This window comes from Micromonospora sp. NPDC048999, assembly GCF_040649295.1.
GTDB lineage: Bacteria > Actinomycetota > Actinomycetes > Mycobacteriales > Micromonosporaceae > Micromonospora.
Map to the genome: position 1 here is coordinate 231,607 of NZ_JBEZFI010000005.1, position 20,503 is coordinate 252,109.

Here is a 20,503-nt window from a genome sequence, read left to right on the forward strand (position 1 = left end):
CGGGTGTTTGCGCTCATCCGATCCCGCCTGACCGACTGGACCACCCTCGTACCCCTGATCGCGATCTTGATACTCGCGGCGTGCTGGGGACGCCAACTGCCCGCAGTGGTGGTCGTGGTGGTGGCCGCGCTGCTGGCCGGCGCGGTGCTGGCCGCCGTGCACCACGCCGAGGTGGTGGCGCACAAGGTGGGTGAGCCGCTCGGCTCGCTGGTCCTGGCGGTGGCGGTAACCGTGATCGAGGTCGCGCTGATCGTCACCCTCATGATCAGCGGCGGGGCCAAGACCGAGTCGCTGGCCCGGGACACCGTCTTCGCCGCCGTGATGATCACCTGCAACGGGATACTCGGGCTGTCCCTGCTGATCGGCGCGCTACGGCGACGGGTGGCGGTCTTCAATCCGGAGGGCACCGGCGGAGCCCTGGCCACCGTGGCCACGCTCGCCACCCTCAGCCTGGTGGTGCCGAGCTTCACCATCGGCCGGCCGGGCCCGCAGTTCTCTCCTGCGCAGCTCACCTTCGCGGCGGTCGCGTCGCTCGCCCTCTACGGGCTCTTCGTGATGGTGCAGACCGGCCGGCACCGCGACTACTTCCTCCCGGTCACTCAGGAGGGCAGCGTGCTGGCCGTCGACGCCGACGGTGACGGGCACGCCGACCCGCCGTCGACGCGTACCGCGTGGGCCAGCCTGGCGCTGCTGATCGTGGCCCTGGTCGCGGTGGTCGGCAACGCCAAGCTCATCTCTCCGGCGATCGAGGCCGGCGTCTCGGCGGCGAACCTGCCGCCCGCGTTCGTCGGGGTGGTCATCGCCCTGCTGGTGCTGCTGCCGGAGACCCTCGCCGCGTCCCGGGCCGCTCGGCGGGACCGGGTGCAGATCAGCCTCAACCTGGCGCTCGGCTCGGCGATGGCCAGCATCGGGCTGACCATTCCGGCCATCGCGCTCGCCTCGATCTGGCTGGAGGGTCCGCTGGTCCTCGGCCTCGGCGGCACGCAGCTGACCCTGCTCGCGCTCACCGCGGTGACCGGGGTGCTCACCGTGGTGCCCGGGCGGGCGACCGTGCTCCAGGGCGGGGTCCACCTGGTGCTGCTCGCCGCCTTCGTCTTCCTCGCTGCGATCCCCTGACGGGTCGCGATCCCCTGACGGGTCGTGGTCACCGGACCAGCCGTGGCAAGCGACGTGTTTTTACTCACCCGCCGGCTCTGCCGAGCGCGTGACCGGCGGTAATCGGGTCGCGGGCCGTCGTACCCACCACACAGAATTCCAGCCATGCTGCGCCGCGCCCTGCCCGCCCGTCCGGAAGCCCGCCGGATCCTGCTCGGCACGCTGCTGTCGGCCATCGGGCGCGGGCTGACCCTGCCGTTCCTCTTCATCTATCTCACCGACGTGCGCGGCCTGACCGACAACCAGGCCGGCCTGGTGATCGGGTGGTTCGGTGCGGTGACCCTCGCCCTGTCCCCGCTGGGCGGGGCGCTGATCGACCGGTTCGGCGCCCGCCGGGTGGTGCTGCCCTGCCTGGTGATCGAGGCGCTGGGCACCGGCTCGCTCACGCTGGTCGACTCGCTCGGGACGGCGTTCGCGGTCAGCACGCTGATCGCGGTGGGCGGTTCGGCGCTCTGGTCCGGGCAGACCACCATCCTCGCCTCGCTCACCGACGACGGCGAGCGGCAGCGGGTCTTCGGTCTCCAGTTCGCCCTGCTCAACCTCGGCATCGGGGTGGGTGGCCTGATCTCCGGCGCGGTGGTCGACATCGCCCGCCCGGTGACCTTCCAGGCGATCTACCTGCTCGACGCACTGAGCTACCTGACGCCGGGCCTGATCCTGCTGACCCTGCCGCATGTCGGGCACCGGCTGGTGCAGAGTTCGGCGGCGGGCACCGGGCGGTCGGCGGGCGGCTACCTCACCGTGCTGCGGGATCGGCCGTTCCGACGGCTGGTCGTCTTCGGCCTGGTGCTCACCACCTGCGGGTACGCGCAGGTCGAGGTCGGTTTCGCCGCGTACTCGATCCGGGTGGTGGAGGTGACGCCGCGGGTGGTGGCCTGGGCGCTCGCCGCCAACACCGTGATGATCGTGCTCTCCCAACTGCTGGTGATCCGCCGGATGGAGGGGCGCAGCCGGACCCGGGGCCTCGCGGTGGTGGGCGCGGTCTTCGCGACCGCCTGGCTGGTGCTCGGCATGGCCGGCCTGGTCGGTACGGGCAACGCGTTGGTCGCGGCGTTCTGCGTGGTGGCCTGCTCGGCGATCTTCGGGTTCGGCGAGACGATGCTCTCACCGGTGATGCCGGCGTTGACCAACGCGCTCGCCACCGACGAGCTGCGCGGGCGTTACAACGCGATGACCTCCATGATCTTCGGGATCAGCGGGATCATCGGCCCGGTCACCGCCGGCCCACTGATCGGTGCGGCGCACGGGCGGCTCTGGGTGGCGGTCGTGGTGGGCGGCTGCCTGGTCGCGTCGGCGCTGGCCCTGTCGCTGCGCCGGCTGCTCACCCCCGCCCAGGACGGCCGCGCCACAGCCACCCCGGCCCGCGACCCGGAGCCCGCCGCCGCCTGAGCGACGATCAGAACCAGGAGGTACGCCCGGCGGCGTGACTCACCTGGACGGTGTGCGTGACGCAGCCGCCGTCGGCCACCCGGTGCAGCAGGAAGGCGGTCGGTTCGGCGACCAGCCCGACCTCCGGCTCGTCGGTCGTGGTCAGGCTCAGCTGCACCCAGGTGCTCGGCGCGGTGGTCAGCACCGTGCCGGCGAACGCGCTGGTCACCGGGCGGTGCAGGTGCCCGGCGGCGACGCGTACGACATGGGGGTGGCGGGCGACCACCGCGGCGAACGCGTCGGCGTCGGCGAGCCGGATGGCGTCCATCGCCGGCATCCCGACCGCGACCGGCGGATGGTGCAGGCACACCACGGCGGGCTGCTCCGGGCGGCCGGCGAGCACCCCGTCGAGCCAGCCGAGCTGCTCGTCACCGAGCCGGCCGCCGCTGCTTCCGGGGGCGAGCGAGTCCAGCACCACGAGCGTGCCGTCCGGGTGGTCGACGTGGTAGTGAGCCGAGAAGCCGCCCCCGAGGTAGGGGGTGCCGCCGAAGGTGTCGAGCAGCGACTCCCGGTCGTCGTGGTTGCCGGCGGCGAGATGCACCGGCAGCGGGAACCGCCCGATGATCTCGCGCAGCGCGACGTACTCGTCGGGGCGGCCGTTGCCGACGAGATCGCCGGTGATGACGACGCAGTCGGGCCGGGGTCGCAGCGCCAGCACCCGGCCGAGGGCGCGGTGCAGCCCGGAGGCCGGCTCGGCGGCGAGCGGGCCGGTGGTCACGTGCGGGTCGCTGAGCTGGGCGATGAGCATCGACGCCTCCTCGGGACCGGGATCCTCACGCTATCGCCGCCAGCCCCGCCGCGCGGCCCCGCCGTCTGGGTCGGCCGTGCCCACAGGCTGTGTCCACACCCTGTGGATAGCACATGTGTACGAGAGTCGTCGGGCTGCACGCTGAGTACCCTTGATCGCACCCCGACCCCTGACCAGGAACGACGTGGAGCACGAGCGAGTCATCCGAGACGTCACGGTCCGCCTCCCGATGGCGTCGACCGTTGTCGAGGCGTGCGAGTGGAGCGTCGCCGCGCTCGCCCGGTACACCCCTGCGGCGATCTCGATCCTGCTCCGGGTGCACGACCGGCTCCGCTGCGTCGCGGCCACCGGCGCCTGGCAGGTCTTCTCCACCGTGCCGCCACCGGCCGGGAGCGACAGCTCCCGCTCGGCTGGCGGCCACAATTCGGCCTCCACGCCGCTCGGCGGCACTCCGGACCGAATGAAGGCCGGCGCGGCGCCCCACGGCGACCTGGAGCGGTCGATTGTCGGCCGGGTGTACGCCTCCGGTAAGTCCGCCGCCGTCACCAACGTCACCGCCCTCCCCGACCACCTTCCGGTACGCCCCGACATCACCACCGAACTCTGCGTACCGGTGCTGGATCCGGCCGGCCGCCCGATCGGCGTGCTCGACCTGCAGTGGAGCGGCCCGGTCGAGCTGGCGCGGTGGCGGGAGACCGCCGAGCGACTCGCCCACCGGCTGGGTGCCCGGATCGTGGCGCTCGGCGGGCCACCGGCGGAGAGCCGCAGCGAGAAGCTGCTCCGGCACGCCGCCGCGATGACCGCCGCCGCCACCGAATGGGACCTGCTGGCCGCCACGCTCACCGCGGCCCGCGACGTATCGGCCCTCGCCGCCGCCGTGCTGCTCCTCGCCGGCCCGCCAGAGCCACGGCTGGGCGCGCAGACCGGCGTACCCGGCGAGCTGGAGTCCCGGATCCGGGCCGAACTGGCCGAGGCCGGGCCGGACGCGCTCGGTCGACTGATCGCCCGGGCGCACCGGCACGGCTCGGCGTACACCCTCGGCGAGGCCGGGCACCCCCCGACCGAGGACCATCTGCCGCTGGCCCGGGCCGGGGCCCGCACCCTGGTGGCGGTGCCGGTCGGGCCGCCGGACGCCGGCGGGGTGCTGCTGGTCGCCGACGATCGGCTGCTGCGCCCCGACCCGACCACGGTCAACCTGCTGGAGCTGCTGGCCGGGCAGGCGTGGGCCTGCCTGGACCGGCTGCGTACGCTCGCCCGGCTGCGCGAGGAGGCCAGCTCGGACCCGCTCACCGGCCTACGGCACGCCGGGCCGTTCGAGCAACGGATCGCGAGCGCCACGCCGGGGCGTACGGCCCTGCTGGCCATCGACGTGGACGGCTTCAAGGACGTCAATGACACGTACGGCCACCAGGCCGGGGACCGGCTGCTGGTCGGGCTGGCCCGGGCGCTGGAGGGGGCGCTGCGGCAGGGCGACGAGCTGTACCGGACCGGCGGCGACGAGTTCGTCGCGGTGATCGAGGTCAGCCGCCCGGAGGAGGCGGTCCGCATCGCCGAGCGCCTCACCGAGGCGGCCCGGCGCACCGGCCGCACCATCAGCGTCGGCGTCGCCCTGCCGCACCCCGGCGAGTCCCCCGAACGCACCCTGCACCGCGCCGACCAGGCCCTCTACACCGTGAAGCGCCAGGGCCGCGACGGCGTCCGCCTCTCCGCCGCCTAAACCGTCAGGAGCGGGCGAGTTCGGCGGCGAGGAGTTCGGCGATCTGGGCGGTGTTGAGGGCGGCGCCCTTGCGGAGGTTGTCGCCCGTCACGAACAGGTTGAGGGCGCGGGGGTCGTCGACGGCGCGACGGATCCGGCCGACCCAGGACGGGTCGGTGCCGACGGCGTCGATCGGCATCGGGAACTCGCCGGCGGCCGGGTCGTCGACCAGGATCACGCCGGGGGCGTTGCGCAGCACCTCCCGGGCGACCTCGGCGTCCACCTCGGTGGCGAAGACCGCGTGCACCGCGACCGAGTGGCCGGTCACCACCGGCACCCGTACGCAGGTCGCGGAGACCTTCAGATCGGGCAGCCCGAGGATCTTGCGCGACTCGTTGCGCATCTTCATCTCCTCGGACGACCAGCCCCCGTCGGCCAGCGAGCCCGCCCAGGGCACCACGTTGAGCGCCAGCGGCGCCGGGAACGGGCCCAGCTCGTCGCCGACCGCCTGCCGCACGTCTCCGGCGCGGGAACCGAGCACCCGATCCCCGGCGATCTTGCCGAGCTGGGCGTGCAACACGTCCACGCCGGCCTGGCCCGCCCCGGACACCGCCTGGTACGACGCGAGCACCAGCTCACGCAGGCCGTACTCGCGGTGCAGCGGGGCGACCGCCACGATCATCGCCAGGGTGGTGCAGTTGGCGTTGGCGATGATCCCCTTGGGCCGGTTGCGCACCTGCTCCGGGTTGATCTCGGGGACCACCAGCGGGACGTCCCGGTCCATGCGGAACGCACCGGAGTTGTCCACCGCGATCGCGCCCCGGCCGACCGCGATCGGCGCCCACTCCGCGGAGACCTCGTCGGGGACGTCGAACATCGCCACGTCCACCCCGTCGAACGCCTTTGGGGTGAGCGCCCGCACGGTGAGCAGTTCGCCTCGACACTGCACCTGCCGCCCGACGGAGCGCTCGGAGGCGAGCAGCCGGATCTCCCCCCAGACGTTGCGCCGGGAGGAGAGGATCTGGCACATCACCGTGCCGACGGCACCGGTCGCCCCGACCACGGCGAGGGTGGGCAGCGACGACATCGCGCGCTACCGCCCGGTGCCGGCGTAGACCACGGCCTCAGACTCGCCGCCCAGGTCGAAGGCGTCGTGGATGGCCCGGACGGCCTTGTCGAGGTCGGTGTCCCGGCAGACCACGGAGACCCGGATCTCCGAGGTGGAGATCATCTCGATGTTCACCCCGGCCGCGCCGAGGGCGGCGAAGAAGCCGGCGGCGACGCCCGGGTGCGAGCGCATGCCGGCGCCGATCAGCGAGACCTTGCCGACGTGGTCGTCATAGAGCAGGCCCTTGAACTTGACCACGTCCTGGATCTTGTTGAGGGCGGCCATCGCCGTCGGGCCGTCGGCCTTGGGCAGGGTGAACGAGATGTCCGTGCGGCCGGTGCCCTCGGTGGACACGTTCTGCACGATCATGTCGATGTTGATCTCGGCCCCGGCCACGGTGTTGAAGATCTGCGCAGCCGCGCCCGGTTCGTCAGGCACCCCGACGATGGTGATCTTCGCTTCACTGCGGTCGTGGGCCACCCCGGTGATCAGTGCCTGTTCCACAGGAAGGTCCTCCATCGATCCGGTGACCATGGTGCCGGTGCTGGTCGAGTATGACGAACGGACGTGGATCGGCAACCCCGCGCGCCGGGCGTACTCGACGCTGCGCAGGTGCAGCACCTTGGCGCCGCAGGCGGCCAGCTCCAGCATCTCCTCGTAGGTGATGTTCTTGATGTGCCGGGCGTTCGGCACGATCCGCGGGTCGGCGCTGAAGATGCCGTCCACGTCGGTGTAGATCTCGCAGACGTCCGCATCGAGCGCGGCGGCGAGCGCCACCGCGGTGGTGTCCGACCCACCCCGGCCCAGCGTGGTGACGTCCTTGGTGTCCTGCGAGACACCCTGGAAGCCGGCCACGATGACCACCGCGCCCTCGTCCAGCGCGCCCTTGAGGCGGCCCGGGGTGACGTCGATGATCCGGGCCCTGCCGTGCACGGAGGTGGTGATCACGCCAGCCTGCGAGCCGGTGAACGAGCGGGCCTCGTACCCCAGGTTGTGGATAGCCATGGCGAGCAGCGCCATGGAGATCCGCTCCCCGGCGGTGAGCAGCATGTCCAGCTCGCGGCCGGGCGGCAGCGGGCTGACCTGGTTGGCCAGGTCGAGCAGTTCGTCGGTGGTGTCGCCCATCGCGGAGACCACCACGACCACGTCGTCGCCGGCCTTCCGGGCGGCCACGATTCGCTCGGCCACCCGCTTGATCCGCTCGGCGTTGGCGACGGAGGACCCGCCGTACTTCTGCACTACGAGTGCCACGACGGTGCACTCCCTCCCAGCGACGACCCTGAGCGTGCCGGCGCCGCCGGGAATCCGGCCCGGCGGCGCGTGTCAGACCTTCCCAGGGTATCGGTCCCGGTGCGGCGCCGAACCGGGTGATCCCACCATCCGGCCGGAGGTGGGGTGACTCACGAACGCCGCCCGGGTCGGTCGCGGCCCGCGCGACACGCCGGGACAACAGCCGTACGGCGGGCTCCCGCGGCCCCTCCGGGCACCGCAGAATATCCCGGTGCACGCTCACCTCCGCGCAGCCCGGCGGCTGGCCGGCGCCCTGGCGATCGCTCTGCCGGCACCGCTGGCCGCCTGCACCGCCGACCCGCCCCCGCCCGCCCTGGTCAGTACCGCCGACCCGATACCGGCGGAGGCGGACGCGGCCCGCGACGAGCTGGCCGCCCTGGCGGCCGCCGCCCAGGATCGCCACCTGACCGCCACGTACACGTTGACCACGGGAGACGACCCGGCCCGGACGATCTCGGTGACCAGCGCGAACGACGGCTCCTGGCGGGTGGACGTGCCCGGTTGGGGGCGCGGCGGCACGGTCGACGTCTCGCTCGCCGCCACCGCCGACGGGCTGTTCCAGTGCGCCCTGCCCTCGGCGGGTCACCCCGAGCCGGCGAGCTGCGTACGCCTCGGCGCCCCCGACGATGCTGTACCGGGAAAGCTGGACCCCCGGGTGCAGCACCCGTTCACCGACTCACTGGAGGTGCTCACCGACCGGCGTGCCCCGCTCGCGATCTCCCCGGCCACCCCGCCGGCCGGGATGAGCGGGCAGTGCTACTCGGTGGACTCGACGTCCGCCTCCCTGAACGCCCCGCTGGACGTGGGCATCTACTGCTTCCGGCCGGACGGCACCCCGTCCGGGGTCCGGGCCGCCTTCGGCACGCTGACGCTGGCCGGCGAGCCCGGCGCGGCGCCGGCCACCGTGCAACTGGCCGGACCGGTCACCGACGCCGAACCCGTCGGCCGACACGCCCCCACGGAAGACCCGAGCCCGACAACGCAGTAGACCGATGCGAAGCCCCGGCCGCTCATGGGACTCGCGTCTCAAAATGCGGACGCCGCTACCAGCGGCCCCCCTGATCACGTAGGGTCACCCTGTCATGTGGCGGGCGTACCTTCTCCTTCGCTGCCGCGACGGGGCCTGACGGCCGGCACCTCGTCGCGGGGCTGAACCGCGCCGTCCAGCAATCCGAACTTCTCCTCGGCACCGCGCGGGCAACGTCGCCCCGCATCTCGCCGACACCTTCCGATCTGCTGACGCCACATGTTCCCAGGGAGCTCTCCGAGATGGCTCAACCTGCCACTGAAGCTGAGACCGATCCGATCGCCCGGCAGCGCCCCAGCCGGATGCCGTTCCACCGTTACCTGCCCTACCACCAGCAGTTCCATCTCGACCTGCCGGACCGCACCTGGCCCACCCGCCGGGTCGAGGCCGCGCCGCGCTGGTGCGCGGTGGACCTCCGCGACGGCAACCAGGCCCTGATCGACCCGATGTCGCCGGAGCGCAAGCGCCGGATGTTCCAGTTGCTCGTACAGATGGGCTACAAGGAGATCGAGGTCGGTTTCCCCTCGGCCAGCCAGACCGACTACGACTTCGTCCGGCAGCTGATCGAGCAGGATCTGATCCCCGAGGACGTCACCATCCAGGTGCTCACCCAGTGCCGGGAGCATCTGATCGACCGGACCTTCGAGTCGCTGCGCGGCGCCCGCCGGGCCATCGTGCACTTCTACAACTCCACCTCCACGCTCCAGCGGCGGGTGGTCTTCGGCCTGGACCGGGACGGCATCACCGACATCGCCACCACCGGCGCCCGGTTCTGCCAGAAGTACGCGGAGATCCACACCCCGGACACCGACATCCGCTACGAATACTCCCCCGAGTCGTACACCGGCACTGAGCTGGAGTACGCGCTGGAGGTCTGCGCGGCGGTGATCGACGCCGTTGACCCGACGCCGGACCGCAAGCTGATCGTCAACCTGCCGGCCACCGTCGAAATGGCCATGCCGAACGTGTACGCCGACTCGATCGAGTGGATGCACCGGCACCTGCCCCGGCGGGACAGCCTGGTGCTGAGCCTGCACCCGCACAACGACCGGGGCACCGGCGTGGCCGCCGCCGAGCTGGGCCTGCTGGCCGGTGCGGACCGGGTCGAGGGCTGTCTGTTCGGCAACGGCGAGCGCACCGGCAACGTCGACCTGGTGACCCTGGGGCTCAACCTCTTCTCCCAGGGCATCGACCCGATGATCGACTTCTCGAACATCGACGAGGTTCGGCGGGCGGTCGAATACTGCAACCAGCTCCCGGTGCACGAGCGGCACCCGTACGCGGGCGATCTGGTCTACACCGCCTTCTCCGGCTCGCACCAGGACGCGATCAAGAAGGGCTTCGACGCCCTGCACGCCGATGCCGCGACGGCCGGCGTGCCGGTCGACGAGTTCACCTGGGCCGTGCCGTACCTGCCGATCGACCCGAAGGACCTGGGCCGCACCTACGAGGCGGTCATCCGGGTCAACTCGCAGTCCGGCAAGGGCGGCGTCGCGTACATCATGAAGTCCGAGTACCAGCTCGACCTGCCACGCCGCCTCCAGATCGAGTTCTCCGGCGTGGTCCAGCGGGTCACCGACCACGACGGCGGCGAGGTCGAGCCGGCCGCGATGTGGGACATCTTCGCCCGCAACTACCTGGTCGACCACCAGGTCGACCCGGCGGTCACCGTGGCCGACTACACCATCGGCACGGCGGACGGCAAGGTCGAGATCGAGGTCCAGGTCGGCTTCGGCGGCGAGGCCCGCTCGCTCGCCGCGATCGGCAACGGCCCGATCGACGCGTACGTCAACGCGCTGCAGGCCCTGGGCGTGGCGGTACGCGTGCTCGACTACCACGAACACGCGCTCTCCTCCGGTGGAGACGCGCAGGCCGCCGCCTACGTCGAGTGCGAGGTGGACGGGCACCCGGTCTGGGGCGTCGGGATGGACGCGAACATCGTGACCGCCTCGGTGAAGGCGGTCACCAGCGCCGTCAACCGCGCCCGCGCCTGACCCTGGGAAGGCGGGGCCCCTTCGGTGTTAAGAAGGGGCCCCTCCCTTACCGCTCGGTCGGTGGATCAGTAGGGCGGCGAGCGCGGCGCCGAGCAGCAGCAGACCGGCGCACCAGAGCATCGCCCCACGAAACGCGGCGGCCAGCGTCGCCTTCTGCTCGTATCCGGTGCCGGAGAGGCCGACCAGCAGCGGCAACGCGGCCACCGCCAGCAGACCCCCGGCCCGGGACGCGGCGTTGTTGAAGCCGCTCGCCACCCCGGCGAACCGGTCCGCCACGGCCGCCAGCACCGACGTGGTCAGCGGCGCCACCACCAGGGTCAGGCCCGCCCCGAACAGGGCCACCCCGGGCAGCACGTCCACCCAGTACGACGCCCCCGGCCCGACCCGGCGCAGCAGCAGCAGACCGGCTGCGGCGAGCACCGGCCCGACGGTCAGCGGCAGCCGCGGTCCGATCCTGGACGACAGCGCCCCGGCCCGGGGCGAACCGACCAGGAGCAGCACGGTCATCGGCAGGGTGGCCAGCCCGGTGCGCAACGGGGACCAGCCGATCCCGTTCTGCAGATAGACGGCGAGGAAGAAGGTGAACCCGCCGAGGGCCGCGTACACCAACACGGTGAAGACGTTCAGCACCGAGAAGAGCCGACTGCCGAAGAGCTTGGTGGGCAGCATGGCGGCTTCCCCGCGCCGCCGCTCGACCAGCACGAAGAGCACTGCGGCGAGCACCCCGACCAGCACCGACGCCAGCACCGCCGGGATGCGTCCGCCGCGCGCGTCGATCAGGGCGTACGTGACGCCGCCGAGGCCCAGCGCGCCGAGCACCGCGCCGACGATGTCGAACCGCCGTTTCGCCCCGGTACGCGAGGCGGCCACGTCGCGGCTCTCCGGCACCCAGCGCAGCGCGGCGAGCACCACCGCGACGGCGAGCGGCAGGTTGATGAAGAAGATCCACCGCCAGGAGAGCGCGTCGATGAGCCACCCGCCGAGAAGTGGGCCGAGGGCGGTGGAGACTCCGGACAGCCCGGACCAGGTGCCGATCGCCCGCCCCCGGTCGTCCGGATGGAAGCTGGCCTGGAGCACGGAGAGCGAACCGGGGGTGAGCAGCGCCCCGCCGGCGCCCTGCAGGAACCGGGCCACGATCAGCCAGCCGGTCCCCTGGGACAGCCCGCAGAGCATGGACGCCGCCGCGAACCAGGCCACGCCGATCAGGAAGACCCGCCGGCGGCCGAACCGGTCACCGAGCGCGCCGCCGAGCAGCACGAACGCGGCCAGCATCAGCAGGTATCCGTTCACCGTCCACTGCAAATCCGCGACGCTGGCCTTGAGGGTCGCGCCCAGCCGGGGCAGCGCCACGTTGACCACCGTGCTGTCCAGGAAGACCATGCCGGAGGCGAGGATCGCGGCGAGCAGCGTGCCCCGCCCGGCGGCGGTGCCCATCCGGAGCGCGGGAGTGGCTGCGGTCATGGGTATCCACTCTGCCCGCACTCCACTGACGACGCCACGAATCACCGAAACCGTTTTTGGGTACTGTGCGGATTCGCCATGAGCACGCAAGCTGGAAGGTGTCGTCTGTGCGTACGAGATCAGGAGTCCGGGCCGGGCTGGCGGCCGCACTCGCGGCGGCGGTCGCCCTGGGCATGGCCGGCTGCGTGCCGGTGGACGACGAGCCGGAGCTGTCGACGAGTAACAGCGCCGGGACCGGGACCGGGGCTGTCACCAAGCAACTCAACGAACTGACGGTGGCCGCCGCCGGGGCCATGAAGGGCTACAGCCGGTCCCGATTCCCGCACTGGCGGAAGACCGGCAAGAACTGCGACGTGCGGGACAGCGTGCTGCAGAAGGACGGCAACGACATCAAGCTCAACGGCTGCGATGTGGTCGGCGGCACCTGGAAGAGCCTGTACGACGACGTGGTCTTCGACGACCCGGCGAAGGTGGACATCGACCACGTGGTGCCGCTGGCCAACGCCTGGCGCTCCGGCGCGGACGAGTGGGACGACGCGAAGCGCGGCGACTTCGCCAACGACCTGACCCGGCCGCAGCTCATCGCGGTCTCCGCGCGCTCCAACCGGGCAAAGGGTGACCAGGACCCGTCCCAGTGGAAGCCGCCGAGCCATGCGTACTGGTGCCAGTACGCTACGGACTGGGTGGCGGTCAAGCACTACTGGCAGCTGACGGTGACCAGCGCCGAGAAGACCGCCCTCGCCGACATGTTGGAGGGCTGCCCATGAGCGAGCGCCAACCAGGTTCCGCCTCGGCCGGGATGACGGCCGACGGCACCCCGCCCGGTCGCGCCGACGTCCCCGGGGCGGGCATGTCCGCCGACGCCGCCCCGCCCGGCGGCGCCCCGGAGGGTGCGGGCTCGCAGCAGCGGACCAGCGACATCACGGCCGGCCCGGGCGGGGTGATGACCGACGAGGTCGGCGTGGTGACCGGCGAGCTGACTCTGTGCACCGAGTACGCCGACGGCCAGGTCACCCTGCACGTGCAGTACAAGGACGCCGACGAGTGGTACGTGGTGACCGGCGGGCAGGTGCCGCTGGCCGAACCGGCCAGCCTGGACGCCGTGCACGCCATCGCGGTCGCCCTGCTCGACCGTCCGGAGGGCTGAGACGCGCCGAGGCCCCCTGCCCGTGACCGGGCAGGGGGCCTCGTGCTGTGCTCACGGGGTAGGGATCAGCTCACCGGGCTCGCTCGGCGGTACGCCCTCGTCCGGCCGGACCAGTTCCGGCTCCACCTCGTGCGGCCGGATCCGGCCGTCGGCGATCTGCTCGGCATAGTGACAGGCCACCCGGTGCCCGCTGAGCACCTCGCGCAGCGCCGGCCGCTCGTCTGCGCAGCGGGTCGGCTGGGCCCAGGGGCAGCGGGTGTGGAACCGGCACCCGGCCGGCGGGTTGCTCGGCGAGGGCAGGTCGCCGGCGAGCAGGATCCGCTCGCGGCGGTCCTCCACCGTCGGGTCCGGCACCGGCACCGCCGACATCAGCGCCTTGGTGTACGGGTGCATCGGCTCGCGGTAGAGGTCGTCGCTGGACGCCTCCTCCACCAGCCCGCCCAGGTACATCACCCCGACGGTGTCGGCGATGTGCCGCACCACCGCCAGGTCGTGGGCGATGATCAGGTACGTCAGGCCCCGCTCGTTCTGCAGGTCCTCCAGCAGGTTGAGCACCTGCGCTTGAATCGACACGTCCAGCGCGGACACCGGCTCGTCGGCGACGATGAGGTCCGGGTCGAGCACCAGCGCCCGGGCGATGCCGATGCGCTGCCGCTGGCCGCCGGAGAACTCGTGCGGGTACTTGCTGAGCGCCGAGGCGGGCAGCCCGACCGCCTTCAGGGCGTCCCGGAGCCGCTGCGCGGTGGCCGCCTTGTCATCGGCCAGCCCGTGCGCCTTGAGCCCCTCGACCAGCAGCGATTCCACCGACTGGCGGGGGTCGAGGCTGGACAGCGGGTCCTGGAAGATCATCTGCATCCGGCGGCGGGCCCGGCGCATCGTCTCGCCCTTGAGCGAGCGGACGTCGGTGCCGTCGAAGATGACCTCTCCGTCGGTCGGCTCGACCAGCCGCAGCAGGCCCCGGCCGAGGGTGGACTTGCCACACCCCGACTCGCCCACCAGGCCGTACGTCTCACCCTTGTTGATCGACAGCGAGACGCCGTCGACGGCGTAGACGTAACCGACCGTACGGTCGAAGAGCACGCCGCTCTTGATCGGGAAGTGGACCTTGACGTCGCGTAGTTCGACCAGTGGTTCGGTTCGCTCGGTCACGGCACCGCCACCTCCTCGGAAACGGGGTTGTTGCAGCGCAGGTCGCCGCCGGTCGCGTTGGGTTCGAGCGGGGGCGTCCCCTCCAGGCAGGCGTCCACCACCCGGTCGCAGCGGGGCGCGAACGCGCACCCCTCGACCCAGGGGATGTTGTCGGCGACCGAGCCGCGGATGGCGTGCAGCCGCTCGCCCCGGGGGGCGTCCAGCCGCGGCACGGAACTGAGCAGCCCGTGGGTGTACGGGTGCCGCGGCCGGGCGAACAGCTCGTGCCGGGCGGCTCGCTCGACCACCTTGCCGCCGTAGAGCACGTTGACCGTGTCGCAGAGGCCGGCCACCACGCCGAGATCGTGCGTGATCATGATCAGCGCGGTGCCGGTCTCTTCGACGAGCTGCCGGAGCAGGGTGAGGATCTGCGCCTGGATGGTCACATCCAGCGCGGTGGTCGGCTCGTCGGCGATCAGCAGCCGCGGCTTGCAGGCCAGCGCGATGGCGATCAGCGCGCGCTGCCGCATGCCGCCGGAGATCTGGTGCGGATACTCCTTCAGCCGCCGGGTCGGGTCCGGGATGCCGACCGCGTCGAGCAGCTCCCGGGCCTCCTTCAGCGCCGCCTTGCGGTCCATGCCCCGGTGCCGCTCCAGCACCTCGGCCACCTGGACGCCGATCGGCACGACCGGGTTCAGCGAGGAGAGCGGGTCCTGGAAGATCATGCCGATGTCCCGGCCGCGCCGGTCCCGCATGTCGCTTGAGCGGAGCTGGAGCAGGTCGGTGCCGTCGAACATCACCTGGCCGCTGACCTTGTTGCCCCGCTTGGGCAGCAGGCCCATGATCGCCAGGCTGGTCACGCTCTTGCCGCAGCCGGACTCGCCGACCAGGCCAACGGTCTGCCCCGGCTCCACGCTGAAGCTGACCTTGTCGACCGCGGTGAACGACCGCTCACCGCGACGCTGGAACACCACGCTCAGATCGCGTACGTCGAGCAGGCTCATCGGGTCACTTCCTCACGGTGCTGGTATTTCGCTCGCGAATGCGGGGCTCGCACGCTCACTCCTGGCGCTCGCCGCCGGCCAAGGCCGGTTGGGCTGGTCCACCGCATCGCCGTCACCGCCGGTTCTTCGGGTCGATCGCCTCGCGCATCCCCTCACCCAGCAGGGTGAAGCCGAGCGCGACCACGATGATCGCCAACGCGGGGTAGTAGGCCAGCTCGGGCCGCACCTCGAAGTAGCGGACACCGTCCACACCGAGCATCAGGCCCCACTCGGCCCGGTTGATGTCCGGGTCGCCGAGACCGAGGAAGGAGAGCGAGGCGGCTTCCAGGATGGCGGTGGAGAGGGTCAGCGTGGCCTGCACGATCACCGCAGTCATCGCGTTGGGCAGCATGTGCCGCATCACGATGGAGTTCGTCTTCACGCCCAGCGCCCGAGCGGCCAGCACGTGGTCGCTCTCCCGCTGGGCCAGCATCGAACCGCGTAGCAGCCGGGCGAAGATCGGCACGTTGACGATGGCCACCGCCATGATCACGGTCCACTGGCTCGACCGGCTGGCCATGGCGACCAGGCTGATCGCCAGCAGCAGGGCCGGCAGGGCCAGCATCACGTCGGTGAGGCGCATCAGGATGTTGTCGACCCAGCCGCCGAAGGCACCGGCGACGGCCCCGACCAGCGCCCCGAGCGCCAGCCCGATCAGCGTGGCGAGCACGCCGACGAAGAGGGTCTGCCGACTGCCGTAGATCAGGCGGGAGAGGAAGTCCCGGCCCATCGGGTCCGACCCGAGCGGGAACCCGTCGGTGGTGCCGGGGATGTTGTCGACGGTGAGGTTCTTGGTGAGCTCGTCGAAACGCTGCGCCGGGTCGTGCGGCGCGAGCAGCGGCGCGAGGACCGCCACCAGGACGAACACCGCGACGATGACCACGCCGACCATGGCGACGGGGTTACGCCGCAGCCGACGGCCCGCGTCCCGGAGCAGGCTGACGCCGCCCTTGTCGGCGCTGGCCTGGGCCAGCGCATCCAGCTTCGCCTTCTTGCGGTCGCCGAGCCGGCCGATGCCGCGCTCGGCCGCGCCTTCGCGCGGCTTGTCGGTGGCGGGCGTGTCGGCGCCGTCGCGGGGGGTGGCCACCCCGGGCCGGGTGATCGGGTCGCTCATGCGGCCACCTCGCTTCGCTCGGCGGCAGCATGAGGCTCCGCCGCACTGTGCCTGATGATTCGCTCGCTACGCTCGCTCATCGCACACGCACCCTCGGGTCGATGACGGCGTAGGAGAGGTCGACCAGGAGGTTGACCACCACGAAGACCACCGCGGCCAGCAGGATCAGCGCCTGGAGCACCGGGTAGTCACGGCCGCCGCTGATCGAGTTGGTGATCAGCGTGCCCAGGCCACCCCAGTTGTAGACCTTCTCGGTCAGCACCGCGCCGGAGAGCAACGCGCCGGTCTGCAGGCCGATGGTGGTGACCACGGGCAGCAGGGCGTTACGCAGGATGTGCCGGCCCCGGATGGTCTTGTGCCGCAGGCCCTTCGCCTCGGCCGTGCGGACGTAGTCCTCGTTGAGCACGTCCAGCACGCTGGCCCGCGTCATCCGGACGATTACCGCCAGCGGGATGGTGGCCAGGGTGAACGCCGGCAGGATCAGGTGCCACAGCGCGTCGGCGGTGACGTCGAACTCCCGGGTGAGCAGCCCGTCCAGGACGAAGAACCCGGTTACGTGGGTGCTGTCCAGGCCGGTGCTGAGCCGCCCGGAGGGCGGGAACCAGTGGATGTTCTGGGTGAAGACGTCCTTGAGCAGGTAGCCCAGGAAGAAGATCGGGATCGAGATGCCGAGCAGGGTGCCGGCGATGCTCAGGTTGTCCAGCAGCCGGCCCTTGTACCGGGCGGCGAGGTAACCGAGCGGGACGCCCAGCCCGATCGCGATGATCATGGCGGCCAGGGCCAGCTCGATGGTGGCCGGGAAGGCACGCCCGAGCACCTCGGTCACCGGGTCACCGTTCCGGATCGAGTTGCCGAAGTCGCCGGTCACGACCCGCTGCATGAACTTGGCGTACTGCACCAGGATCGGCTGGTCGTAGCCGAGCGCCTTGGTCAGCAGCACTCGGCGCTCCGGGGTGCCCCGCTCACCGAGCAGCGCCTCGACCGGGCCGCCGGGCAGATTCCGCAGCCAGATGAAGATCAGCGCTGACAGGGCTATCAGGGTCACCACCAACTGGAGCAGTCGGCGGACTATGACTCGCAACATCTCTCACACACCAGATTCTCGATAACAGCGGGTCGGCCCGGGCCGGGGAAGCCCGGCCCGGGCCGATTCCACGTACGGCGTCAGTGACAGCGTCAGCCGACGCTGACCGTGTCGAACCGCTCGTCGGTCAGCGGGCTGGCGATCAGGCCCTTGACGTCCTTGGTGACCACGATGGCCGGCGGGGCGTGCCAGATCGGCACGGCCGGCAGCCACTTGGTGGCGATGTCGCGGTTGACCTGCTCCCAGGCGGCCCTCTTGCCGGCGTCGTCGACGGTGGCGTCGGCCTTCGTGATGGCCTCGAACATGTCGGTCATCGCCGCGTCACCGAACTCGGTCTTCGCCCGACCGAAGAAGGTCCCGACGAAGTTGCCCGGGTCGTTGTAGTCACCGGTCCAGCCGAGGAGGTGCAGGTCGTGCTTGCCGAACTGCTGCACGTCGTCCTTGTAGCCGCCGTTCCACGGACGGGACACACCGTTGACCTTGAAACCGACGGCCTGCAGGTCGTTGGCGAGGACGGTGAAGATCTCCTGCGGGTTCGGCATGTACGGCCGAGAGACGTCGGTCGGGTAGTAGAAGTTGAGGGTCATCCCCTCGGCCCCGGCCTCCTTGAGCAGCTGCTTGGCCTTCTCCGGGTCGTACTCGTACTTCTGCACGTCCGGGGCGTAACCGAGCACGGTGTCCGGCATGAACTCGTCGGCGACCTTGGTGCCACCCGGGCCCTTGGTCTGCACGAGCTGCTGACGGTTGAGGGCGTAGGCGATCGCCTGACGCACCCGCAGGTCCTTCAGCTTCGGGTTCTTCTGGTTGATGCCCAGGTAGAGGATGTTGAACGCCGGGCGGTTGATGACGTTGAAGCCCTCCGACTCCAGCGCCTTCCGGTCGGCCGGGGCCGGGAAGTCGATGCCCTGGACGGTGCCGGCGCGCAGCTCCTGCTTGCGGGTGTTCTCGTCCTCGATGACCTTGATGATCACCTTGTCGACCTTGGCCTTCTCGCCCCAGTAGTCGGCGTTCCGGTTCAAGGTGATCTCGTTCTTCGACTTGTCCCAGCCACCAAAGGTGAACGGGCCGGTGCCGACCGGGTGCTCGTTGGCGAACGCGCTGTACTCGAAGGAGTCGCCGTTCTGCTTGACCGTGTCGGCGTCGTACTTCTTCAGCGCGTCCGGGCTGGCGATCGAGAGCGAGGTCAGCGCGAAGGCCCCGGGGAAGGCGCCCTTGTACTCGTTCATGGTGATGACGGCCGTGTTGTCGTCCGGCGCGTCGCACTTGTTGTAGAGCGCCTTGCCGGCGTCATCGCTCTCGTTGTGCGCGAAGCCGCCGAAGACGTCCATGTAGTAGAGCATCTGCGACTGGGCCGCAGCGCCCTTCATGTTGTACCAGCGGTCGAAGTTGTAGCAGACCGCAGCGGAGTTGAAGGCGGAGCCGTCGTGGAACTTGACACCCTTGCGGAGGTGGAAGGTCCAGACCTTGCCCTCGGCGTCGTGCTCCCAGCTCTCGGCCAGGGCGCCCTCCAGGTCGGCCGTGCCCGGCTTGTTCTGGATCAGGGTTTCGAACATCTGCCGAACCGGCCGGAACGTCTCGCCGTCGTCGTTGAAGATCGGGTCGAAGTTCTTCGGGTCACCGGCACCCGCGAAGACGAAGGTCCCGCCGGTCTTGGCCCCGCCGCTGTCCCCGCCGCGCTCGCTCTTGGCGCAGCCGGACGCCCCGACTGCCAGAGCGGCTGCGGCCGCGAGGGCCACGGCTGCTTTACGCCTGCTCGCCTGCATCTCTCACCTCTGTCATGCGCCTGTCCACGCCGAAGTTGTGGCTCAGTCTGTGAGCGGGAGGCTATGACACGACACACAGAAGCGGAACGGCCGTTAGGCAATCGCTATCAAGCCGACACCAAGCCGCAGAGTCTGACAGCGGTTGAGCTTCCGACAAACAGGACTGTCACAGCGGCAAGCAGATGTCGAGACCGGGCATATCCTGCTAAGTCAGGCCAGCCTCACAGCCGCGTGGTGAACGGCACCCCATCCCACATTCCGGTTGCGGGATCGCCGCCGGGCAGACCGAGAGCCCACCGCGTCCCACACGCGGTGCGGCTCAGATCGCCCGACGGCCCTCGAACGCCCGGCCCAGGGTGATCTCGTCGGCGTACTCGAGGTCGCCGCCGACCGGCAGGCCACTGGCCAGTCGGGTCACCGCGATGCCCATCGGCTTGACGAGCAGGGCCAGGTACGTCGCGGTCGCCTCGCCCTCGGTGTTCGGGTCGGTGGCGAGAATCAGCTCGCGGATCGCGCCGCCGCCCAGCCGGGTCATCAGCTCCCGAATCCGAAGATTGTCCGGCCCGATCCCCTCCAGCGGATTGATCGCGCCGCCGAGCACGTGGTAGCGACCGCGGAACTCGCCGGTCCGCTCGATCGCCACCACGTCCTTCGGCTCCTCGACCACACAGAGCACCTCATCCGTACGCCGTGGATCGCGACAGATCCGGCACTGCTCCGACTCGGCCACGTTGAAGCAACTGGTGCAGAACCGCACCAGCTCCTTGACCTTTCGCAGCGCACCGGCCAGCCGGTTCACGTCGGCCGGATCCGCCGACAGGACGTGGAAGGCGATCCGCTGGGCGCTCTTCGGGCCCACGCCCGGCAGCCGGCCCAGCTCGTCGATCAGGTCCTGAATGGCACCCTCGTACATCTGTCGGCTCAGAACCCGGGCAGGCCGAGGCCGCCCATCCCGCCCGCGACCGGGCCCATCTTCTTCTCGGTCAGCTCCCGGGCCGCCTCGGCGGCGTTGTGCACGGCCGCGACGACCAGGTCCTCCAGGGTCTCCACGTCCTCCGGGTCGACCGCCTTCGGATCGATCTTGATCGCCTTCAGCTCGCCGGTGCCGGCGACGGTGGCAGTGACCAGGCCACCGCCCGCGGTGCCGGTCAGCTCCGCCTCGGCCAGCTCGGCCTGAGCCTTGGCGATCTGCTGCTGCATCTTCTGCGCCTGCTTCAGCATCTGCTGCATGTTCGGCTGTCCACCTGGGCGCACGGACGGCTCCTTCTCACACTCGTCTGATCGGCCGCGCCCAGCCTAGTCGGGCAACGGCACCGG

General features: G+C 71.1%; 18 protein-coding genes. 7 read left to right on the forward strand and 11 right to left on the reverse strand.

Features of this window, described 5'->3' with window-relative positions; all coding sequences use genetic code 11:
• The first annotated feature begins 3 nt into the window (after positions 1–3).
• Both AB0C02_RS10380 and AB0C02_RS10385 read left to right on the forward strand, forming a co-directional pair.
• Complete coding sequence (locus AB0C02_RS10380; protein ID WP_357543270.1) at positions 4–1,116, forward strand: ionic transporter y4hA; 1,113 nt, start codon at positions 4–6, stop codon at positions 1,114–1,116.
• Positions 1,117–1,260: 144 nt separating this feature from the next.
• Positions 1,261–2,544: an MFS transporter gene (locus AB0C02_RS10385; protein ID WP_357543272.1), complete on the forward strand. Its 1,284-nt coding sequence runs from the start codon at positions 1,261–1,263 to the stop codon at positions 2,542–2,544.
• A gap of 7 nt (positions 2,545–2,551) precedes the next feature.
• On the opposite strand, the gene AB0C02_RS10390 is transcribed toward AB0C02_RS10385, so the two are convergent.
• Positions 2,552–3,331, reverse strand: a complete 780-nt coding sequence (locus AB0C02_RS10390; RefSeq protein ID WP_357543274.1) for a phosphodiesterase — start codon at positions 3,329–3,331, stop codon at positions 2,552–2,554.
• 184 nt (positions 3,332–3,515) lie between these two features.
• On the opposite strand from AB0C02_RS10390, the gene AB0C02_RS10395 reads away from it, so the two are divergent.
• Positions 3,516–5,048 (forward strand): diguanylate cyclase, encoded by a 1,533-nt coding sequence (locus tag AB0C02_RS10395; protein WP_357543276.1) that lies wholly within the window; start codon positions 3,516–3,518, stop codon positions 5,046–5,048.
• A gap of 4 nt (positions 5,049–5,052) precedes the next feature.
• Here AB0C02_RS10395 and AB0C02_RS10400 read toward each other — a convergent pair whose 3' ends face one another.
• Both AB0C02_RS10400 and AB0C02_RS10405 read right to left on the reverse strand, forming a co-directional pair.
• Positions 5,053–6,114: an aspartate-semialdehyde dehydrogenase gene (locus AB0C02_RS10400; RefSeq protein WP_357543278.1), complete on the reverse strand. Its 1,062-nt coding sequence runs from the start codon at positions 6,112–6,114 to the stop codon at positions 5,053–5,055.
• Between the two features lie 6 nt (positions 6,115–6,120).
• Positions 6,121–7,386: an aspartate kinase gene (locus AB0C02_RS10405; RefSeq protein WP_357543280.1), complete on the reverse strand. Its 1,266-nt coding sequence runs from the start codon at positions 7,384–7,386 to the stop codon at positions 6,121–6,123.
• A gap of 250 nt (positions 7,387–7,636) precedes the next feature.
• On the opposite strand from AB0C02_RS10405, the gene AB0C02_RS10410 reads away from it, so the two are divergent.
• Both AB0C02_RS10410 and leuA read left to right on the forward strand, forming a co-directional pair.
• Positions 7,637–8,413: a hypothetical protein gene (locus tag AB0C02_RS10410; protein ID WP_357543282.1), complete on the forward strand. Its 777-nt coding sequence runs from the start codon at positions 7,637–7,639 to the stop codon at positions 8,411–8,413.
• 281 nt (positions 8,414–8,694) lie between these two features.
• Positions 8,695–10,446, forward strand: a complete 1,752-nt coding sequence (gene leuA / locus AB0C02_RS10415) for a 2-isopropylmalate synthase (protein WP_357543284.1) — start codon at positions 8,695–8,697, stop codon at positions 10,444–10,446.
• A 27-nt stretch (positions 10,447–10,473) separates the two neighbouring features.
• Here the strand turns inward: leuA and AB0C02_RS10420 are convergent, their stop codons facing one another.
• Positions 10,474–11,907 carry an MFS transporter gene (locus AB0C02_RS10420; RefSeq protein WP_357543286.1) on the reverse strand — a complete coding sequence of 478 codons (1,434 nt, stop codon included), beginning with the start codon at positions 11,905–11,907 and terminating at the stop codon, positions 10,474–10,476.
• 107 nt (positions 11,908–12,014) lie between these two features.
• Here AB0C02_RS10420 and AB0C02_RS10425 point away from each other — a divergent pair, with 107 nt between their 5' ends.
• The gene (locus AB0C02_RS10425; RefSeq protein ID WP_357543288.1) at positions 12,015–12,674 is read left to right on the forward strand and encodes an HNH endonuclease family protein; all 660 of its coding nucleotides are present in this window, start codon (positions 12,015–12,017) and stop codon (positions 12,672–12,674) included.
• On the forward strand, positions 12,671–13,054 hold the full coding sequence (locus tag AB0C02_RS10430) for a hypothetical protein (RefSeq protein WP_357543290.1): 384 nt from the start codon (positions 12,671–12,673) through the stop codon (positions 13,052–13,054). Before AB0C02_RS10425 ends, AB0C02_RS10430 begins: the two co-directional genes overlap by 4 nt.
• Positions 13,055–13,105: 51 nt before the next feature.
• Here AB0C02_RS10430 and AB0C02_RS10435 read toward each other — a convergent pair whose 3' ends face one another.
• The 7 genes from AB0C02_RS10435 to AB0C02_RS10465 form a co-directional block, all read right to left on the reverse strand.
• On the reverse strand, positions 13,106–14,203 hold the full coding sequence (locus tag AB0C02_RS10435) for an ABC transporter ATP-binding protein (protein WP_357543292.1): 1,098 nt from the start codon (positions 14,201–14,203) through the stop codon (positions 13,106–13,108).
• Positions 14,200–15,186, reverse strand: a complete 987-nt coding sequence (locus AB0C02_RS10440; RefSeq protein WP_357543294.1) for an ABC transporter ATP-binding protein — start codon at positions 15,184–15,186, stop codon at positions 14,200–14,202. Before AB0C02_RS10440 ends, AB0C02_RS10435 begins: the two co-directional genes overlap by 4 nt.
• Positions 15,187–15,298: 112 nt before the next feature.
• Entirely contained in the window at positions 15,299–16,240 is a 942-nt protein-coding gene (locus AB0C02_RS10445) for an ABC transporter permease (protein ID WP_357543364.1), read from the reverse strand.
• A 175-nt stretch (positions 16,241–16,415) separates the two neighbouring features.
• A complete protein-coding gene (locus AB0C02_RS10450) occupies positions 16,416–17,423 on the reverse strand; it encodes an ABC transporter permease (RefSeq protein ID WP_357543296.1) in 1,008 nt (335 codons plus the stop codon).
• 92 nt (positions 17,424–17,515) lie between these two features.
• Positions 17,516–19,186 (reverse strand): ABC transporter substrate-binding protein, encoded by a 1,671-nt coding sequence (locus tag AB0C02_RS10455; RefSeq protein ID WP_357543298.1) that lies wholly within the window; start codon positions 19,184–19,186, stop codon positions 17,516–17,518.
• 319 nt (positions 19,187–19,505) lie between these two features.
• Complete coding sequence (gene recR, locus AB0C02_RS10460) at positions 19,506–20,099, reverse strand: recombination mediator RecR (RefSeq protein ID WP_357543300.1); 594 nt, start codon at positions 20,097–20,099, stop codon at positions 19,506–19,508.
• 8 nt (positions 20,100–20,107) lie between these two features.
• Positions 20,108–20,416 (reverse strand): YbaB/EbfC family nucleoid-associated protein, encoded by a 309-nt coding sequence (locus tag AB0C02_RS10465; RefSeq protein ID WP_030502117.1) that lies wholly within the window; start codon positions 20,414–20,416, stop codon positions 20,108–20,110.
• Positions 20,417–20,503: the final 87 nt, after the last annotated feature.

What these genes read in the sequence shown, in the direction of transcription:
- AB0C02_RS10385 (WP_357543272.1), top strand. Translation starts at nt 1,261, where the DNA reads ATGCTGCGCCGCGCCCTGCCCGCCCGTCCGGAAGCCCGCCGGATCCTG.
- AB0C02_RS10390 (WP_357543274.1), bottom strand. Translation starts at nt 3,331, where the DNA reads ATGCTCATCGCCCAGCTCAGCGACCCGCACGTGACCACCGGCCCGCTC.
- AB0C02_RS10400 (WP_357543278.1), bottom strand. Translation starts at nt 6,114, where the DNA reads ATGTCGTCGCTGCCCACCCTCGCCGTGGTCGGGGCGACCGGTGCCGTC.
- leuA (WP_357543284.1), top strand. Translation starts at nt 8,695, where the DNA reads ATGGCTCAACCTGCCACTGAAGCTGAGACCGATCCGATCGCCCGGCAG.
- AB0C02_RS10420 (WP_357543286.1), bottom strand. Translation starts at nt 11,907, where the DNA reads ATGACCGCAGCCACTCCCGCGCTCCGGATGGGCACCGCCGCCGGGCGG.
- AB0C02_RS10430 (WP_357543290.1), top strand. Translation starts at nt 12,671, where the DNA reads ATGAGCGAGCGCCAACCAGGTTCCGCCTCGGCCGGGATGACGGCCGAC.
- AB0C02_RS10440 (WP_357543294.1), bottom strand. Translation starts at nt 15,186, where the DNA reads ATGAGCCTGCTCGACGTACGCGATCTGAGCGTGGTGTTCCAGCGTCGC.
- AB0C02_RS10450 (WP_357543296.1), bottom strand. Translation starts at nt 17,423, where the DNA reads ATGTTGCGAGTCATAGTCCGCCGACTGCTCCAGTTGGTGGTGACCCTG.
- AB0C02_RS10455 (WP_357543298.1), bottom strand. Translation starts at nt 19,186, where the DNA reads ATGCAGGCGAGCAGGCGTAAAGCAGCCGTGGCCCTCGCGGCCGCAGCC.
- recR (WP_357543300.1), bottom strand. Translation starts at nt 20,099, where the DNA reads ATGTACGAGGGTGCCATTCAGGACCTGATCGACGAGCTGGGCCGGCTG.
- AB0C02_RS10465 (WP_030502117.1), bottom strand. Translation starts at nt 20,416, where the DNA reads ATGCAGCAGATGCTGAAGCAGGCGCAGAAGATGCAGCAGCAGATCGCC.